Origin of the sequence: Polaribacter sp. Z014 (assembly GCF_023555435.1) — a bacterium.
GTDB lineage: Bacteria > Bacteroidota > Bacteroidia > Flavobacteriales > Flavobacteriaceae > Polaribacter.
In genome coordinates this window covers 91,029-111,137 of the sequence record NZ_JALCZP010000008.1, presented here as the reverse complement: position 1 = coordinate 111,137, position 20,109 = coordinate 91,029, and the positions used below count along the sequence as shown (strand labels likewise).

At 31.9% G+C, this 20,109-nt stretch carries 10 protein-coding genes; 8 read left to right on the top strand and 2 right to left on the bottom strand.

Annotation, left to right across the window (positions count from 1 at the left end):
- The first annotated feature begins 25 nt into the window (after positions 1 to 25).
- Entirely contained in the window at positions 26 to 2,221 is a 2,196-nt protein-coding gene (locus MPF19_RS11290) for a glycoside hydrolase family 3 C-terminal domain-containing protein (protein WP_249988316.1), read from the top strand.
- Between the two features lie 283 nt (positions 2,222 to 2,504).
- Entirely contained in the window at positions 2,505 to 3,686 is a 1,182-nt protein-coding gene (locus MPF19_RS11285) for a carboxypeptidase-like regulatory domain-containing protein (RefSeq protein WP_249988315.1), read from the top strand.
- Between the two features lie 97 nt (positions 3,687 to 3,783).
- Here the strand turns inward: MPF19_RS11285 and MPF19_RS11280 are convergent, their stop codons facing one another.
- Positions 3,784 to 5,316: a sulfatase family protein gene (locus MPF19_RS11280; protein ID WP_249988314.1), complete on the bottom strand. Its 1,533-nt coding sequence runs from the start codon at positions 5,314 to 5,316 to the stop codon at positions 3,784 to 3,786.
- 308 nt (positions 5,317 to 5,624) lie between these two features.
- Positions 5,625 to 8,042, bottom strand: a complete 2,418-nt coding sequence (locus MPF19_RS11275) for a LamG domain-containing protein (RefSeq protein WP_249988313.1) — start codon at positions 8,040 to 8,042, stop codon at positions 5,625 to 5,627.
- 586 nt (positions 8,043 to 8,628) lie between these two features.
- On the opposite strand from MPF19_RS11275, the gene MPF19_RS11270 reads away from it, so the two are divergent.
- The 6 genes from MPF19_RS11270 to MPF19_RS11245 all read left to right on the top strand — a co-directional run bounded on the left by MPF19_RS11270 (position 8,629) and on the right by MPF19_RS11245 (position 20,094).
- Positions 8,629 to 11,220 carry a WD40/YVTN/BNR-like repeat-containing protein gene (locus MPF19_RS11270; protein WP_249988312.1) on the top strand — a complete coding sequence of 864 codons (2,592 nt, stop codon included), beginning with the start codon at positions 8,629 to 8,631 and terminating at the stop codon, positions 11,218 to 11,220.
- A 171-nt stretch (positions 11,221 to 11,391) separates the two neighbouring features.
- Positions 11,392 to 12,750: an MGH1-like glycoside hydrolase domain-containing protein gene (locus tag MPF19_RS11265; RefSeq protein ID WP_249988311.1), complete on the top strand. Its 1,359-nt coding sequence runs from the start codon at positions 11,392 to 11,394 to the stop codon at positions 12,748 to 12,750.
- 37 nt (positions 12,751 to 12,787) lie between these two features.
- Positions 12,788 to 14,353: a sulfatase family protein gene (locus tag MPF19_RS11260; protein ID WP_249988310.1), complete on the top strand. Its 1,566-nt coding sequence runs from the start codon at positions 12,788 to 12,790 to the stop codon at positions 14,351 to 14,353.
- Complete coding sequence (gene galB, locus MPF19_RS11255; protein ID WP_249988309.1) at positions 14,350 to 16,851, top strand: beta-galactosidase GalB; 2,502 nt, start codon at positions 14,350 to 14,352, stop codon at positions 16,849 to 16,851. The genes MPF19_RS11260 and galB overlap by 4 nt, the downstream gene beginning before the upstream one ends.
- A gap of 45 nt (positions 16,852 to 16,896) precedes the next feature.
- Entirely contained in the window at positions 16,897 to 18,414 is a 1,518-nt protein-coding gene (locus tag MPF19_RS11250; RefSeq protein ID WP_249988308.1) for an alpha-L-fucosidase, read from the top strand.
- A 39-nt stretch (positions 18,415 to 18,453) separates the two neighbouring features.
- Positions 18,454 to 20,094, top strand: coding sequence for a sulfatase family protein (locus MPF19_RS11245; RefSeq protein WP_249988307.1), 1,641 nt, complete (start codon positions 18,454 to 18,456; stop codon positions 20,092 to 20,094).
- Positions 20,095 to 20,109: the final 15 nt, after the last annotated feature.

Here is a 20,109-nt window from a genome sequence, read left to right as displayed (position 1 = left end):
TATAATAACTTTTAAAAGAAGAAAAATGAAAATTAAATTTACGTTAACGATGTTTTTTGTATTGTGTTTTGTTAGTCTAAAAGCTCAAAATAAAGAAATAGATTTTTCGTTTCAAGACACTAATTTATCATTAGATAAAAGAGTAGAGATTTTGGTGTCTCAAATGACTACCGATGAAAAAATAGATCAACTAAGAAATGGTGCGCCCGAAATTGAGAGATTAAAAGTGCCAGATTATGATTGGTGGAACGAAGCTTTACACGGTGTTGCCAGAAACGGAAAAGCAACTATTTTTCCGCAAGGAATTGGTGTAGGAGCAACCTTTGATCCTGAATTGGCAGAAAGAGTGGCATCTGCAATTTCTACAGAAGCAAGAGCAAAATATATTATTTCTCAAAAACATGGGAATCATAGCAAATATGCTGGTTTAACTTTTTGGACTCCAAATGTAAATATTTTTAGAGATCCACGTTGGGGAAGAGGACAGGAAACCTATGGAGAAGATCCTTTTTTAACATCTAAAATAGGTGTTGCCTTTGTAAAAGGATTACAAGGAAATGATCCTAATTACCTAAAAAGTGCTGCGTGTGCTAAACATTATGCGGTTCATTCTGGTCCAGAATCTATAAGACATCATTTTAATGCAGAACCTACAAAACAAGATTTATACGAAACGTATTTACCTGCTTTTGAGGCGCTTGTAGTGGAAGGGAAAGTAGAAGGAGTTATGACGGCTTATAATGCTGTTTATGGTGTGCCTGCAGGAGCTAGTAAGTTTTTAATACAAGATATTTTAATTGATGATTGGAATTTTGATGGTTATGTAACTTCAGATTGTGGTGCTGTTAGTGGAATTTCTAATAAGTTGAAATACGTAAAAACAGCGGAAGAAGGAGCTTCTGTAGCTTTAAAAGTAGGAATGAATTTAAACTGTGGAGGTGCTTTTAGTCAATTGAAAAAGGCAGTTAAAAACGGATTAGTTTCTGAAGAATTAATTCATGAAAGAACCAAACAACTTTTTAAAACACGTTTTAGATTGGGGATGTTTGACAAGGTTGATAACAATCCATATACTAAATTAGGATCCGAAAACATTCATAGTAAAGAGCACATTTCTTTAGCAAGAGAAGCAGCTCAAAAATCGATTGTTTTATTAAAGAATACCAACAATACCTTGCCTTTATCCAAAGAAATAAAAGTTCCTTATGTTACAGGTCCTTTTGCAAATTCTGCGGATGTATTAATGGGAAGTTATTACGGAGTAAGTCCAGGAATTGTTACCGTTTTAGCAGGAATTACAGACGCAGTTTCTTTAAGTTCGTCTTTAAATTATAGAAGCGGAGCATTGCCATTTCATAAAAATATTAATCCGAAGAATTGGGCGCCTAATGTAGCTGCAGAATCGGATGTAACTATTTGTGTAGTAGGTTTGTCTGCTGATAGAGAAGGAGAAGAAGTAGATGCAATTGCCGCTTTAAATGTTGGTGATAAAATAGATTTAAAATTACCAGAAAATCAAATTAACTATGTAAAACAAATTGCAAAGGTTAAAAAAGGTCCTTTGGTGTTGGTAATAGCCAGTGGAAGTCCAGTTTCTTTAGAAGGAATTGAAGAATATTGCGATGCAATTTTACAAATTTGGTATCCTGGAGAACAAGGTGGAAATGCGGTTGCAGATATTTTATTCGGAGATATTTCGCCTTCAGGACATTTGCCAATTACGTTTCCTAAAAATGTGGCACAATTGCCTTCTTACGAAGATTATTCTATGCAAGGTCGTACCTATAAATACATGACTAAAGAGCCAATGTTTCCTTTCGGTTTTGGATTAACCTATTCTAAAACCACACTTAAGAATCTTACTGTAAGTGATAAGAAATTAAAAAAGGATGAAAAATTAGAAGTAACTGTTGATGTAACGAATACCGGAAATTGCGATATTGATGAGGTTGTTCAATTATATGTAAGTCCAATAAACAACAAAGAAAATTTACCTATTACCAGTTTAAAAGCTTTTAAAAGAATAGCCTTGGCAAAAGGAAGTTCTAAAAAAGTGTCTTTTTCTATTGATGCTGATGATTTAAAAGTAATTAATAAAAAAGGAGAAAAAGTGTGGTATAAAGGTGATTATAAGTTGATTGTTGGAAATTCATCACCAGGGAAATTAAGTGAAAAATTAGGAGCAGCAATGCCTCAAGAAGCGATAATTACCTTAAAATAATTGTTTTAAGGTAATCACATAAAAACCATAAGTTCTATTAAAAAAGACATACAAAGTATTGGTTTGTTTAAAATGTAAATATATTTCGGTGCTAATTTTAAAACAATTTGTTACGTACAAAAATATGAGGTTGCTTTATTGTAAGCAATTATAGTACTTAAAGTAGTACTTTTTTTTGACTAAATAATTGTATCATTTTAGTGATTGTAAATGTTAGCTTTTTTTAAACGGTTAACGTTAGCGTATTTCAAATTAATTTTATTCAAATTAAATCTATTATTTTATGTTTAAACTAAATAAATACTTTTTTTTCTTTTTATTAATCGGGGTAACATTTTCGGTTAATGCTCAACAAAAAAATCTAAAGCTAAGTGGTTTGGTAGTTGATGAATTCAATGAGCCTATTCCGTACGCAGCAATTGGTGTTCCTGCAAAATCTATTGGTACAGCAACAACAGAAGAGGGTACATTTTTTCTATTAATCTCTAAAACGAATTTAGTGGATGTTTTAGAAGTTTCTAGTATTGGTTTTGAAACTTTTAAAATTAAAATTCAAGATTTTTTAAATTTAAAGGAACAAAAAATTGTTTTAAAAGAAGCAGCTACACAGTTAGATGAATTTGTTTTATCAACCATAAAACCTATCGACTATATAAAAACGACCATGAAAAAACTCTCTAAAACCACTATAAATAGAGAGCATAAACTAAAAGTGTTGTACAGACGCTTTTCTGTTGAAGATAAAAAAGCTAGGTTGTTGGTAGAGCATTATTTGTATGTTTTAGATCCTGGTCCTAAAAGAGGAGATTTTATTGGAATAAATATTGTTGCAGGACGTAAATCTGCCGATTATAGATTTGTGAAAAAGAAAATTTATGGACATCCAATGCATGTAATAGGGTATAGAAATCCTATGCGAAAAGGGTTTAGAACAAAAGATTATAATTGGGAAAGAACGGGAGATACTTCTTATGATGGTGAAGATGTATTAATTGTAGAAGGTAGGCTTAAAAAGAATAAAAATGATTTTATTCGGTTTTATGTAGGTATGGATTCTTACGGAATCTATAAAATTGAAACGTCAGATTTAAAGGCATTATATGTGTATAAAAAAGATGCGGATGGCAAACTCGTTTTAAGCTATCATAATAGAACAAGAACAAACAATATTAAATTGACAGATTTTCAAAAGAAAGCACTGAACACCAAAAAGAATTTTATTACAGAGTCTTATAAGCATGAAGTGTATGTGCTTGGAGTGGAAACAAAGGGAAGAGATGTATATGATTGTGATTATATTAGAACAAAAGGAGATATTGGTGATTTAAAAGTAAATTACAATCCTGACTTCTGGAAAACTTTTAATATGCCTCCTAATACAGCCTTTTACAAGCAAAGTGCAAAAGAATTAGAATCTATATACGGCGTACCTTTGTCCGAACAATTTAAACTAGTGAATCAGTAAATTTTAAAGCTCTAAAAGGGTTAAGAATAATTGCATAAAAAAAAGTGTATTGAATAATTTCAATACACTTTTTCTATTTTAAGAAATACTTAATATTTTAATTATCGGCATTAAACTTAGTTTGTATTGATGAAATATCTAAAGGGTCTTTCATCTCTTTTTGCAGCTGAATTAAATCTGTAAATAAGGTATTTACTTTAGATTTATATGCTGAATTGTCAGCTAAATTGGTTATTTCTTCAGGGTCATTTTTTAAATCGAATAGTAATACTTTATCAATTTTAGGATAGATAATTAATTTAAAATCATCTTTTCTAATCATACGTTGTAAATCTCTATAACCATTGTAAATACCATCATAATGGCTTTCTTTTCTGGTGCCATCAACAATATCCATAACGCTATTGTAAAAAATATAATTAGGTTTTTTAACGCCAGCAAGGTCTAAACTTGTAGCCATGGCATCTTGTAAATAAATGTCTTTATCTATTTTTGCTCCTTTTTTAATATTAGGACCAACAATCATAAAAGGAGCTCTAATACTATGGTCAAATTGAGATTGTTTTCCTATTAAACCATGTCTACCAGCAGCTATACCATGGTCTGCAGTAAAAATAATATAGGTATTATCCATTTTTCCAGTTGCTTTTAATCGCTCTATAATTTTACCAATTTGCACATCTAAATGCGTAATTAAAGCATAATACTCACGTATATGTGTTTTTGTTGCAAACGGAGTTCTAGGGAAAGGAGCTAAAGCTTCATCTCTTAAATTTTGGCCACATCCCATATCATCTTTATAAGTATATTCTGGCATCCAACTTTTAGGTAAACTAATTTTGCTTACGGGATATTTATCTAAGAATTCTTGTGGAGCTTGTCTAGGATCATGAGGCGCATTAAAAGCTAAATACATAAAAAATGGATTGTCACTTTTTTCTGCTTTATCAATAAATCCAATAGCATCATCTTTTAAAACTTCACTCCAATGTTTACCACCTTTCCAATAACCTCCATATTTAGTGTCAGAAGATGTCCAGATAGTATCATTTTCATTCAAAGGTCTATTGTAGCCTACAGGCATTATAGTTGCTGGGTCTATATCTGTACCTTCTATTTCTTTAAACTTTTTAGTCATTGCTGCAAAATCCCATGAATCCTTAGGCATACCACCTCTTACGTGTACTACATTTTGAAACACTTTATTAGGCTGTGCATCTACATGCCATTTACCAGTCATGTAAGTATCATAACCACCACTTTCCATCAGTTTTCCCCAAGTTTTGTCTATTTCTTTATTTTTCTTCCAATTTAGTCTAAAATCGTTTACGTCCCAAACACTTCTTCCAGATATAAGCATTGCTCTAGAGGCAGCGCAAATAGCACCACTCCAAGATCCCATATTGTAAGCATGCGTAAAAGTAGTTCCTCGTTCTACTAATTTATCAAGGTTAGGCGTTTCAATTTCAGAATTACCCAATGCATTTATAGCGGAGTAAGTCATATCATCAGCAAAAATAAACACAATGTTCGGTTTTGTTTTTACTGTTTTTGTAGCTTTAGAGCATCCCCAAGAAAGAAATAATATTGAAGATAATAGTATTAAAAAAAATCTTTTGTTCAGATTCATAAAAAATAAATTTTAGTGTACAGTTAGAATAAAGAATAAAATTATGGTAAAATATTGTAAATCACAACGTTTAAAATAGTTTGTGTCCTTAATAAGAACATTTGAGATATTAAAAAATTGATTCGTATTATGAGTAAGGATAGTATTATACTTTCAGCTTTTAGGCATTGCTTAAAAGGCATTAACAAAAGAAAAATACTTGTCGTAAAAAAACAAATTGGAGTGATTTTACATACTTATTTATAAGTTAGCATTACATGTCGTTGTTTGTGATATTGCAATTAGAAAGAAACAGTAGTTTAGGGAAACTACTCCCAAATATTTTTTAAGTCTTCTTGTAAAAACTCTTTCAGTTTGTACCTAAATTTAACAGCGTTTATTACTTCATATTTTTGGCAGAAATTATCAAAAATAAAAATTATCTTGTTCTTACTTCCTTCTTTAGATAAGCTATGTAGTTGATAATACAAAGCTTGTATATTTAGTTCATCAATGGATTTAACATAAGTTGTAACTTGCAATACTGTTTGGAAATTTTCTTTGTAATATTCTTCTTTGCAGTAACATAATAGGGGATCGAGAATATCAAAATTTAAATTAGAACGCTCTTCTAAAAGCCATTCTTTTTTTGCTTCTGGTAAAAATTTCCCTCTTTTAACAACTTCAAAAAATTGTTGGTAATTGTGCAACCTAGAATTTATGAAACCGAGAACCCAATTGTAGTCTAAATAAATATTTTCATTCAATTCAACTTTCCAAAATTTATTTTGATAAACTACATTAATACCCTCGGTAGATTGAAGTATTTTTTTTAATGCATTAAAAGAAACACCTCTATTGTTTGCTGCCTTGGCAGGAGGAAATCCTTCCCATAAAATATCTGTTAATTCGCTTGTGGTAATCCCTTTTTTATTTTTTATAGTTCTAAGTAAAACAAGTAAAAATAATTCTTTTAATTTAGGAGAAAAATCGGCTGCAATATCAACGCCATTGGCATTAATTAAACTGAACTTTCCAAATAAATAAATTGCATTTTTCTTTGGAATATTTTCTACAGAAACTAAAGGTTCTACCTTTTTTTTCTTAGCACGTCTTACATAAATACTTAAAAAAATTAAAGCTATTACTAAGCACGAGCTAATGATTAAAAGTAGGGGAGTCGTTTTATACGTAGTAGGCTTTTTCTTTAAGTCTAAAGTATTGTGTGCTAACCATTTTATTTCATCATCATTTAGGGCTCTGTTCCATATTTGTAAGTTATCTATATAGCCGTTAAAATAATTATTATTATTTTTAATACCGTATCCCAATAAAAGATTTGAGGTACCAATAAAAGATGGACGATTTGTCGCTTTGCCAACAATAGCGCCATCAATATAAATACTTTGATTTTGTGTGTCTAAATTATATTTTACAACTAAACGGTGCCATTTTTCTGGGCTAACAGAGTAGTTTGGTTTACAGTCGTTGGTGTAAAAGCCAAATACTGGTTTTTTAGAAAGAATGCTTACATGTAAACCTTTTCTAAAACCTTGTTCATCACTACCTAATATGCAGTATGTTTTTTGATCTTCCGTAGTAATATATTTAAAATCGACGGCAATTGTAAAACTAGAATTCACCAATTTATAATTTGCCACTTCTTGTAGCTTGATGTAGTTTTTGTTTTCAATTTTTAAAACGGTTCCCTTAACTTTATCATTAATAAATACAGGAGTGTTTTTGGCTAAGTGTTCTTGCTTAATTTCATTGTCTAAGGTATTTTCAAATTTGTATACTGCCGTTAAATTTTTAGTGATATCTAATTTTGTAGCTTCAAATTTAAAGCTTTTATTAGGTATGATTTTATCAGAGATTTTAACGGAACTAGGTGTAAATTCATATCCTTCTTTTAAAGGTTTTAGTACAAATTCTGTCCCCTTTTCATATGGGAAGTTATAATAACCATCGGTATAAGATTTTATTTTATGTTGCCAGTTTATACCTTTTAAAATATTGGTTTGGCTCAAAACTGTTCCTTTAATAGAGGGTGTTTCATTTATTAAATTGGTTAAATAAAAGAGTGTGTTTTTATGTTTTATTGATGAGTAAAAAATAAAATTAGGACGTTTTCCTGTAATTTTCCAAGCACGAAGTAAATATTGAATGCTATAAGGGTTTGTACTAATACTATTCCATTGTTTTGGAATATTGTTCTTTGCTATTTTTTTTTCTGTAAAATGTTTAATGGATAAAAATTCGTTTCCTATAACGCTATCTAAATCTGTCTTATCTCCATTATTAAATAGGGCATATTTAGTAATGTGATTAGATGTGTTGTTTATATAATTACTTTTAGAATCTTTATTGAAGATAATCAGTTGTTTTTTCTGCTTAATGATATCTTCTATAGTTGGCCAGCGTTCTCCAACCGGATTATAAAAAGATTTATCAAGTAAATTTGTAGCACTAAGTAGCTTTATTAATTTGTCATCATTGCCAGAGTACTTAATAAATAATGGAAATACTTTTTTTTCTGTTTTATTTATTTGAATAGAGAGTAACTCAAAAAATCTTTTTAAAGGTAAACTACCTTTATCCAGTTTTAATTTTAAGTCAGCTGTATTAGGTTCTTCGATAACATGAATAGACATACCATAATATCCTTTTGATAAATCATCTTGCAGAATAGATGTTATACTCTCTTTGTCTGAAAATTCAGCGATAGCAAAACTACGTTCGTTCATATTTTGACTGAAGCTGTTTTGTACAAGAAACAATAAAAAGAAAAGGATTGTTTTTATTTTAGTTGGTAAATATTTTTTTTCTTTTCTAAACATAAAGGTTAAAGCATTCTATATTTTGGTATGGAGTTCAAACTTAAGAAAAACAAATAATAAATCAAGCTGTTTTATCCAGAAATTAGGAAACAAAAGGGTTTAATTACTTTGAGAATAATTATTTTTAATATTTTTTAATTATTTGTTTTACAGTGTTTTATTGTTTTTATTAAGTGCTGTATTAAGTGTTGGTTAAGTGTCTGTTAATAGTATTTTAAGGTGCTTTTAATTAGTGACTGTTACATTTACTTTTTTATTAAAGTATTTTAATCGTAGGGCGATGGCCAAGGTTTCAATTCCCCGAGGCTTGCCTCGAGATTTAAAAAAAATGTATCGGAAGCATACCTCGTATCCTTGGGGCGAGGTTGTTGATTTAATAAAACTATAATATAAGGAATGCGAAACTAAATGTATTTAAAAGGAATTAGAATATTTAAGTGCAATGAGGGAATTCAAAAGCCGAAATTAAAAAAATAATTTAAGACATAACATCATGAAAAAATTACTGAAACTAGCTATAATAAGTATGCTATCTTTTAATGTTTTGATACTATTTGCGCAAACTCCACAATATTTTAAAGACCTACAAACCAAAAAAAAAATATCAACAACATCTGTGAATTGGACAAATGTTGGTCCTGGTATGTCTGGGTATAATGAAATATATTATGCACACCCAACGGATCCAAATAGTATGTACATGTCTTTGGATATGGGGAATGCATATTATACACACGACAATGGTTTAAACTGGACAACTATAAAAGATTGGGATACTGACGGAGAGAAAGGACGTACAATGGATGCTGATTTTTCAAGACAAAACCCTGATTTTGGATTTGCGCTTGATGCTTCAGGGAAACTAATGGTTACTCATAATAGAGGAACATCATATCAATGGGTTTCCTCATGGCCTGGTTCTAAAAAGCATTCATGTATTACTGTAGATCCAAATAATGATAACAATTGGTATGTAGGAAGCGGACAATTTTGGAGGGTTAAAAAAATGCATAGAAGCAAAGCAAAACTTCATGGTACAATTCCATTATCAGGAACTGAATATGGTCATATTTATATTTCTAAGGATAAAGGTTTAAGTTGGAAAAAAATAACAGATAAATTTAATTCAGATTTAGATGTTGCTAAAATATTTGTAGATCCCAAAAATTCTGATGTAGTATATACTTTTACAAATTATGGTTTTTATAAAAGTACTGATGGTGGGTACACTTGGGCGCGTAAAGGAAAAGGATTACCATATAACTTACCTCGTGATGGTGGTATTTTCTTCAATAAAAAAACAAGTGAAGTTAGCCTTTATTTAGTAGAGCAGACCAATTATAAAGATAACGGCAAAGGTGGAGTTAAAACATCAGGAGGAGTTTTCAAAAGTATCGATGGAGGAGAAAACTGGGTTTCTATTTTGGGAGACTTACCTTTCGATTTAAATAAAATTAATTCTTATGATAATACTGTAAGATATTACAAAACATTGGCAAATTGGTTTAGTATTTCTATAAACGAAGCCAAAAAAAGGTTTCCAAACAAGCCTGCATTCACGTATCCTGTTTTTAATAAGTTAGTAATAAGCAAAACGAATTCAAATGAAATTTATTTGAGTTCAAATGTTGGGCACGACAAATCTTTTGGCCCTGATTTGTGGGTAAGTAAAAATGGTGGTAAGCACTGGGAAGTTTGCCTGCGTACTGGAGCATATTGGGTGAATAAGACAGATAAAGAATATTGGAAAAGTAGAAATCAGCCGTTGGGTATGAATGCCAAATTTGCTCATTTACATAAAGAAAAGACAGAGGCTAAGGTATCTTCAAGTGTACGAATGTTATTTTCAAAAGTTAATGGAGAAATAATTACAGGTTGTGGGCAACAAACACTTCGGTCTACAGATCAAGGAACTAGTTGGCAACAAATTCATGACGACGAAACAACTCCTGGTTCTGGTGCTTGGGTTGGTAGAGGTGGAAGTAACCTTCCAGGGCATGACATGTTGTTGGAAACAGGAACCTCACAGTACCTTCTTGTTACTGGAGAGCATGGTTTATGGACAACTACTACAGGCGGAGAAAAAATTAAACCAGATGCAGTAGCCGTAAAACAACTTGAAGGACAAACACAAGGAAATACTAAGAATAATAAACACTCAAGTTCGGTAGCTGCAGTAGCTGTTCATCCAAACGATCCCAACACTCTTTATATTCTTTCATTTAGGCAAAGTAACAGAGGTGCATTTCGAAAATCAACAGATGGAGGTAAAACTTGGAAAAATATTAGTCAGCCAGTTTCAGATAGCTCGAAATTAACAAATTCAATTGAGCAAAAAGATATATTGATAGACAAAAAGAACCCAAATAACATCTTTTTTATCGTTCCACTTGAAGACCACGCTCCTTGGGCCAAAGAACTTCGAATGATAAATGGACGAAAGACAAAAAGAGAATTTGAAGTAGGAGTATATAGATCGCAAGATGGAGGTTATAACTGGGAGGTCGTAAATAAAGGTTTACCAAAAGGTGCTAATGTTTTTAGATTAGAAATGGATCCTAAAAATTCGAAAATATTGTATGCTTCAGTGAATAGACCTATGGATAAATCAGCTAAGGGGGGATTATATAAATCAAAAAATAGCGGTAATACTTGGTCTAAGGTAAAAATTCCTTCTGAAATAAAAAGTGTTAACCATTTTAGTATCAATAAAAAAACAGGAACCTGGTACCTAAGTGCAGGTGAGGGAATTGGAGAAATTGATGCAGGTGGTACATGGATTAGTAAAAACAAAGGAAAGAAATGGAAGAAGATATTCTTTATGCCTAATGTATTCGAAACATATTCATCTAACGTTGATTCTAATACCATTTTGGTTAATGTACAAATGGGACATAAAATTAAAAATCTTAATCCGGGAGTTTATTTTTCAAAGGATGGAGGTACATCTTGGACAAAAGCAAATTATAAAATAGGACAACCTGCTCGTATTATGACGTTACGTCCAGATATTAAAGATGCCAATGTCTTTTGGTTAGCAACATATGGTAGCGGATTTTACAGAGGGATATATAAACCTCAATAATTAGATTATAGTTCGCATTCATCACTATAAAAAATAAAACATTCATAGAATGCTGTGAAACCTTAGGTTTAATAGTATTTGTGTCCTTAATAAGAACATTTGAGATATTAAAACAATATTTTTTTATGTTTTTTTGAAGAGGCAAAAGTTTCAATAATTAAAATAAGTTTTATGTCGAAAGTATTAATTGTTAAAAAAGTTATTTTTTTAAGTGTCTTTTTGATGATGTTCTTTGCTTTAAATGCAAACGCACAAGATAAAAAGAAAGAACAATTTAAATCAAAAATTAGTAAAAAGTATGTTGCTCCCGCTCATGTAAAATTTGATGCAAATTCAATTGTATTAAAAACAAGATTAAGAGAACTAAATAGAGATATAAATAATTTCGGAATTTTATTAGACACCGAAATAACCAACAAAAAATTGTTAACAGGATATAGATACGAACAATTTTACGATTGGGATTTATATTTTGAAAACATTTATATGTCGTACTACGGAATTTCAAAATACAACTTCGATAATTTAGAGGGCTTTTTTGCAGTGCAACATCCAGATGGATTTATTAAAAGATCATTTGGCCCAAAATTATTTGGCGCAGATCATCACTTTAAACCCTTTATAGCCCAAATTATAGTATTGGGATCTCGTCAAACTAAAAATTGGGAATGGGCTAAAAAGTACTATCAAAAAACGCAATTATATTTAAAGCATTGGTTTGAATACGATACAGATAAAAATGGATTGGCCTATTGGTCTGGGCAGCAAAAAGGAGCTTGGTCTGGCGCATCAGACCATAGTGGTATGGACAATCAAAATACTAGAACTCTTGGTTTAAGTGAAGGTGTAGATTTAAATTGTTATTTGGTGCGTGAATTACAAGCAATGGCAGTTATAGCAAAAAAATTGGGGAAACATAAAGATGCTAAAAATTATTTAAAACATGCTGATAAGTTAAAGGACTTGATCAACAAATATTTATGGGATGAAGCGTCTGGTTTTTATTACGATAGAAATGAAGAAAATGGAAAAACAACTTTTGTAAAGTCGGTTTCTGGTTTTACACCAATTTGGGCAGGAGTTGCATCAAAAAAACAAGTAAAACGAATGGTTGACGAGCATTTGAAAAACCCAAAAGAATTTTGGTTAGAATATCCTGTTCCGGGTTACGCAAAAACAGAACCAGATTATCGTCAGAATTATCAAGGACAAAAAGGTTGTAACTGGAAAGGTTCTACTTGGATTCCTACCAATTATATGATTTGCCATGGATTAATGGATTATGGGTATGATTCTTTAGCAAAAGAAATTGCGCTAAAAACGTATAATATGGTATTAGGAAATAAAAATACACGTGAATTTTTTAATTCAGAAACCGGTGAAGGACTAGGAATGAATCCATTCTTTGGATGGTCTTCTTTAGCCTATATTTTACCTTTAGAATTAGAATTAAAGTACAATCCTACAAAGTTAAATCAAGAAAAGATACAACCAATTGTTATTGAGAAAATGGGTGTAAATTTTAAATAATTAGGATTTGTTAAGGAATGAATCAATAAAAAATATCATGAGAAATAAGTATAAAACTTTAAAAGCTACAAGTAGGTTTGGTTTGGCACTTCTAATAGTGACATTATCACTAATTTCTTGTGAAAAAAAAGTAGAGAAAAAACCAAACATTCTTTTTTGTATTGCAGATGATGCTTCTTTTATTCACACATCTATACAAGGAACAAGTCAACTTAATACACCAAATTTTGATAGGGTTGCAAGACAAGGAGTGCTTTTTAATAACGCTTATAGTAATGTGTCATCTTGCGCTCCATCAAGGGCTGCTATTTTAACAGGAAGAAACCTTTGGGAATTGGAAGAAGGAGGATTGTTATTTGGAGGGTTACGTAAAAAGTTCCCTACGGTTTCAAATATGTTAAAAGAAACCGGTTACGCTACAGGATATACTGGTAAAGGGTATATGCCTGCAAGTTTAAAAGAACCGTATCAAACAGAACCATTGGCGCCGGAGTTAAACAAAATCAGAATGAAAGTTCCTAAATTTATTTCAAATAAGGATTATGCTAGCAATTTTGAAGACTTTCTTGATAAAAAAGAAAAAGACAAACCTTTCTTCTTTTGGTTTGGATCTCACGAAGCACATAGGGCTTATAGTCAAGGAATTGGAGTAAAACATGGAAAGGATATTTCGAAAATTAAAGTACCCGGTTTTTTACCAGATACAGATTTAGTACGAAGCGATATTGCAGATTATTATTATGAAATAGAATGGTTTGATACGCATTTAGGACGTATGATTAAAGCATTGGAAGCTTCTGGTGAATTAGAAAACACCATTATTATTGTTACTGCTGACAATGGAATGCCTTTTCCAAGAGCAAAAGCATCATGTTACGATTATGGAACCCATATGCCATTAGCTATTTATTGGGGAAATAAAATTAAAGGAGGCGCTAACGTTGATGATTTTATCAGTTTTACCGATTTTGCTCCTACATTATTAGAAGCTGTTGGTCTTGATATTCCGAAAGAAATGTCAGGAAAAAGTTTTTTAAATGTTTTACTTGCCAATAAAAGCGGACAGGTAGACGCTACAAGAAATCGCGTTTTTACAGGCTTAGAACGTCATGCGTATTGCCGTCCCGAAGGTTTGGGTTATCCTGTACGTACCATTAGAAAAGGAGATTGGTTATACATGGTAAACTTTGAACCAGACAGATACCCTGGTGGAAATCCCGATTTTTATTCAGTACATCAAGGTTATTATGGAGAGGTTGATGCTGGACCTACACGTTCTTATTTAATTGATAATAAAGAGGATATCGATGTAAAATATTATTTCGATTTACAGTTTGCTAAACGTCAAAAAGTAGAATTATATAATGTAAAAGAAGATCCTTATCAATTAAAAAACTTGGCATCCGAAGAGAAATATACAGATTTATGTGATTCTTTAAAAACAGAACTTTTTACTTATTTAAAAGAAACGAATGACCCAAGAATGGAAGGGAAAGCTCCTTGGGATAATTATCCGTATTACTTTAAAGGATTGGATAAGAAATATTTATTACCAATAGGGCAGAGAGATATTAACTATAAAACCAAAAAAATCAACAAATGAGAAACTCCAAACTTCTGAAATTCATTTTATTTACACTATTTGTAGCTTTTTATATATCATGCAAATCTGGGGCTAGTGAGTCTGCATCAGAATCATTATCCGTATCTGATGAGAACTTTAACAAAGGATGGCTTTTTTCTAAAGGTGATTTTAAAAATGCACAAAATGTCAATTTTGATGATGCGAGCTGGAGAAAATTAAATCTACCCCATGATTGGGCTATTGAAGGTCCTTTTGACAACAAATACAACGCAAGAACAGGTGGTTTACCTGTACATGGTGTTGCTTGGTATAGAAAACATTTTAAGGTTGACAGTCAGTTTAGTGAAAAACAAATTTCTGTTGAGTTTGATGGAGCCATGAATCTTGCTAAAGTTTGGCTGAATGGTGAATATATTGGAGAAAGACCTTATGGTTATATCGGCTTTGAACTTGATCTTACCAAGCATATTAAATTTGGAGAGGATAATGTTATTTCTGTGCAGTTATCACCAGAAGATTTAGCAGCACGTTGGTATTCCGGAGCAGGAATATACAGAAACGTAAGACTTAAAATGAATGAGCAAATTCATATTCCGCAGTATGGAACATTCATTACAACCCCAAATGTTACCAAAGAGAACGCTGAAATAAAAATTGAAACGAAAATTAAAAACGCTTCTACCATTACAAAAAAGGCGGAACTTAAAACAATCATTAAAAATAATAAAGGTGTTGTTGTTGCTGAAAATACTACAAAATTATCAGTAGTTAAAGGTGCTGAAGTAAAAGAGTTGGTTTCTTTAGAAGTAACAAATCCTGAATTATGGGATCTAAAATCACCTACTTTATATACCGCAAAAAGTATTGTAATTGTTGGTGGACAAATTGTGGATGAATATGAAACTAAATTCGGAATTAGAACTATTAAGTTTGATAAAGACAACGGTTTTTTATTAAATGGAAAACAAGTTGAATTAAACGGTGTGTGCATGCATCATGATCAAGGTCCGTTGGGAGCAGCTATAAATAACAGAGCCAAACAACGCCAAATGCAAATTATGCAAAGTATGGGCGTAAATGCATTAAGAACGAGTCATAATCCGCCATCACCAGAAATATTAAGAGTTTGCGATGAGTTAGGTATTGTTGTTATTGTAGAAGCTTTTGACGAATGGAAAATAGGAAAAGTAGAAAACGGTTATCATAAGTTTTTTGATGAATGGCACGAAACCGATTTAAGAGATATGATTAAAAGAGATAGAAATCATCCTTCTGTAATTATGTGGAGTATTGGTAATGAAATTCTGGAACAAAGTAAAAAAGATGGATGGAAACTAACTAAAAAGTTAAATGATATTTGCCATGATGAAGATAATACCAGACCAACTACCGTTGGATTTAATTATTTCCCTGCACCGTTTAAGAACAATTTAGCAGAGCAAGTAGATATTGTTGGTATGAATTATTGGCCAGAAGAGTACAAAGCTATTTTAGAGAAAAATCCGGATATGATTGTATATGGTTCAGAAACATCTTCATTAACAAGTAGTAGAGGCGTGTATCATCTGCCAATAGAATTCACTCAAAAACATGAAACCAATCACGTTTCGAGTTATGATGTAATTGTTGGTCCACCTTGGGCATACGCACCAGATATTGAGTTTGATGCGCAAGCTAAAGAGCCAAGATCTTTAGGGGAATTTATTTGGACAGGTTTTGATTATTTAGGAGAGCCAACACCTTATGGAGGAAGAGATAACTCAACCAACGGACATTGGAATGATGATTGGCCATCACGTTCATCTTATTTTGCTCCTGTTGATTTATCAGGATTTCCAAAAGATCGTTTTTATTTATATCAAAGTCAATGGACAACAGAACCAATGGTACATGTTTTACCGCATTGGAATTGGGAAGGTAAAGAAGGTGATATCATTCCGGTATATGCGTATACCAATTGTGATGAAGTAGAACTATTTGTAAACGGAAAGTCTTTTGGTAAAAAGATTAAAGGAAAAGATTTTACTGAAATACCATCAGAATATCATGGGTTTAAAAAAGGAATGTACAAATCTAAATACAGACTTTCATGGAATGTGCCTTATCAACCAGGAGACATCAAAGTAATAGCATATAAAGATGGCAATGAAGTAGCTTCTAAGCAAATTAAAACTGCAGGAACTCCTGCTACCATAGAATTAGTCGCAGATAGAACTGAAATTGATGCAGATGGTAATGACCTTTCTTTTATTACAGTGAAGGTTTTAGATAAAGACGGTAATTTTTGTCCGCTTGCAGATAATTTAATCAACTTTAATATCTCTGGAGAAGGCGTTTTAGCAGCGGTAGGAAATGGAGATCAAACATCATTAGCGTCTTTTCAAGCAAACAAAAGAAAAGCGTTTAATGGAATGTGTTTATTGGTGGTGAAATCGACAGAAAATAGCGGAATTATAAACATTACAGCATCTTCAGATAATTTGGAATATCAAAAAATAGCAATACAAACAAAATAAAAAAATAGATAGTAATACTGCTAACAAACCCCAAAGTAAATAGACATGAAACAAAGAATATTATTAATACTAGTAGCTGTTATGACAGCAATAAATGTATCAAACGCACAAGATAAATTTAAGCCAGAATGGGAAAGTTTAAAAAAACACAAACCTTCTCCAGAATGGTTTGCAGATGCAAAATTAGGCGTTTATTTTCATTGGGGAGTGTACAATGTGCCTGCTAATGGAAATGAGTGGTATGGTCGTTTTATGTATGATAAGGACCGTAGAAAAAGTTGGGGTAAAGATATTTATGATTACCACACAAAAACCTACGGAAGAGATAAGCAATACCACGATTTTATCCCAGAATGGAAAGGAGAGCAATTTAGTGCGAAAGAATGGGTTGATAAATTTGAATACATGGGTGCTAAATTTATAGGTACTATAGCTGAACACCATGATGGATTTTCGCTTTGGGAAAGCAAAGTAAATGAATGGAATTCTAAAAATATGGGACCTAAAATTGATGTTGTTAAAGAAATGGCATTAGAGGTTAAAAAGCGTAATTTAAAATTCATGACTACTTTTCATCATGGTTTTCATATGATGTTTTTTCCAAAAGTAGAAAATAGTGCACTTCGTCCTTTAAGTCAGCACAACGCAGTTTACCAAAACTGTGAAGTACCTCAAGACCCAAAATACCGTAAGCTTTACGGAAATATGAGTTATCAAGAAGAATGTGATATATGGTTAGGAAAACTAGATGAAGTTATAGACGAATATTGTCCTGATTATATTTGGATGGATTTTGCTCAGGGTTATGTAAATGAAAAATATCGTAAGCAATTTTTAGCAGACTATTTTAACAAAGCAGCTGAGTTAAATAAAGAAGTAGTTGTAAATACTAAAGGAGATTTTTTTCCAACGGATTTAGCAATTGTTAATTTAGAGAGAGCAACCATGGAAGACATTACGCCTGAGGTTTGGGTAACAGATTTTCAAATAGGAAGTTCTTGGGGATACAATAAGGACAAACGTACTGCTATTAATCCACAAAAAGCAATTAGAATTTTAGCTGAAGTTGTAAGTAAAAACGGAGTGATGATTTTAGCTGCTGCACCAATGGCAGAAGGAATTATTCCGGAAGAACAAGTGGCTGCAATGGAAGGTATTGGAGACTGGTTAGGAGCATATGGAGAGGCTATTTACAAAACACGTCCTTTTGTAGAGTTTGGTCAAGGTTCAACCATATTAAAAAGAAACCCGGAAGATGAGTGGAATGCTTATGGAGCAATTAAAGCAGGTTTACAAGACTTAAATTCTAAAGATATTAGGTATACAAAAAATGGTAAAAATGTGTATGCTATTCAATTAGGGTGGCCAGGTGCTAAACAAGAAATTACGCTTAAAACTTTTGCAGGAAAAGCGAAAGATTTAAAAATTAAATCGATAAAAGTTTTAGGAAGTAAAGAACGTATCAAATGGAATAAAACAGCAAACGGATTAACAGTTACATCACCTAAAAAAATGCCAGAATTTGGTGAAGCTGCCATTGTATATAAAATTACTTTAAAATAAGTATCAGATATAAAATCATAAAGTGTAAATCAGAATAGTATGAAAACTCCAATGTTGAATTTTCTTGTTGTAACCGTTGCTTTTTTAAGTTTAAGTAGCTGTGGTGTTGATAAAAGTGAAGTAAAAGAACGTCAAAAACCGAATATCATATTTATCATGGCAGATGATCATACATCGCAAGCTATTGGTGCGTATGGTAGTCGATTGGCAAAACTGAATCCTACACCAACAATTGATAGATTGGCAAAAGAAGGAATTCTTTTTGAAAATGCCTTTTGTACCAATGCTATTTGTACACCATCAAGAGCAAGTATTATTACAGGACAATACAGTCAAGCTAATGGCGTGTTAGATTTAGACGGGAATTTACCTGCAGACAGACAATATTTGCCTATCGAAATGAATAAATTGGGCTATCAAACGGCGGTGATGGGAAAATGGCATTTAAAAGATGCACCGGAAGCTTTTGGTTATTACAAAGTATTTTACAATCAAGGAGAATACTTTAATCCTGTAATGCGAGAAAAAGGAGCGTTAGATTCTGTTTCTAATTATAAGCTTTATAAAAAAACGGGAACGTTTCCGGGGAAAAGATACGAAGGTCATTCTTCTGATGTTGTAACGGATGCTTCTTTAAATTGGTTAAAAAATATTAGAGATAAAAGCAAGCCATTTATGTTGTTGCATCATTTTAAAGCGCCGCATGATATGTTTGAATTTGCGCCACGTTACAAAGATTATTTAGAAGATGTTACCATTCCAGAACCTGCAAGTTTATGGGATAATCAGAATAATGGTTCTATAGCTACTAAAGGAATTAATGGTTCTTTAATGGATACCATAGGTTCATCCGTCGGAAAAAGAAATGTAATTAGAAACATGGGGCAACATATGGAAATTGATCCAAATCTTTCTGATGATGAATACAAAAGACAAGCGTATCAAGAATATTTAAAAAGGTATTTGCGCTGCGTAAAAGGTGTAGATGATAATGTAAAACGTCTTTTTGATTATTTAGAAAAAGAAGGATTGATGGACAATACTATAATTATGTATACCGGAGATCAAGGTTTTATGCTGGGAGAACATGATTATATCGATAAAAGATGGATGTATGAAGAAGCAATGCGCATGCCGTTTTTGGTGAGATATCCTAAAATGATAAAAGCCGGAACAAGAACTGATGCCATTGTAAATAATACAGATTATGCACCAACCATTATAGAATTGGCAGGAGGTAAAACGCCATCTTATATGCAAGGAAACAGTTTTAGTGAGTTATTAGAAACGGGTAAAGAACCAGAAAGTTGGCAGCAATCTACCTATTATCGTTATTGGATGCACATGGCACACAAGCACAACAATCCTGCTCACTTTGGAATTAGAACAAAAAAGTACAAGTTAATATTTTTTTATGGTGAACCATACAGAGATGATTTGGTGCATTGGAAAGGTAAAAAGAAAAGACCATTATTTGCCATGAATACGCCAGCAGCTTGGGAGTTTTATGATTTGGAAAAAGATCCGAAAGAAATGGATAATAAGTACAATGATCCTGCGTATGCAGAAATTATACAGCAATTAAAAAAGGATTTAAAAGAAAAGCGAAAGTCTTTAAATGAAGAAGATGCTAAGTATCCTAATATTCAGAAAGTAATTGAGGACAATTGGGATAAGTAGTTTTGATTAATTCGG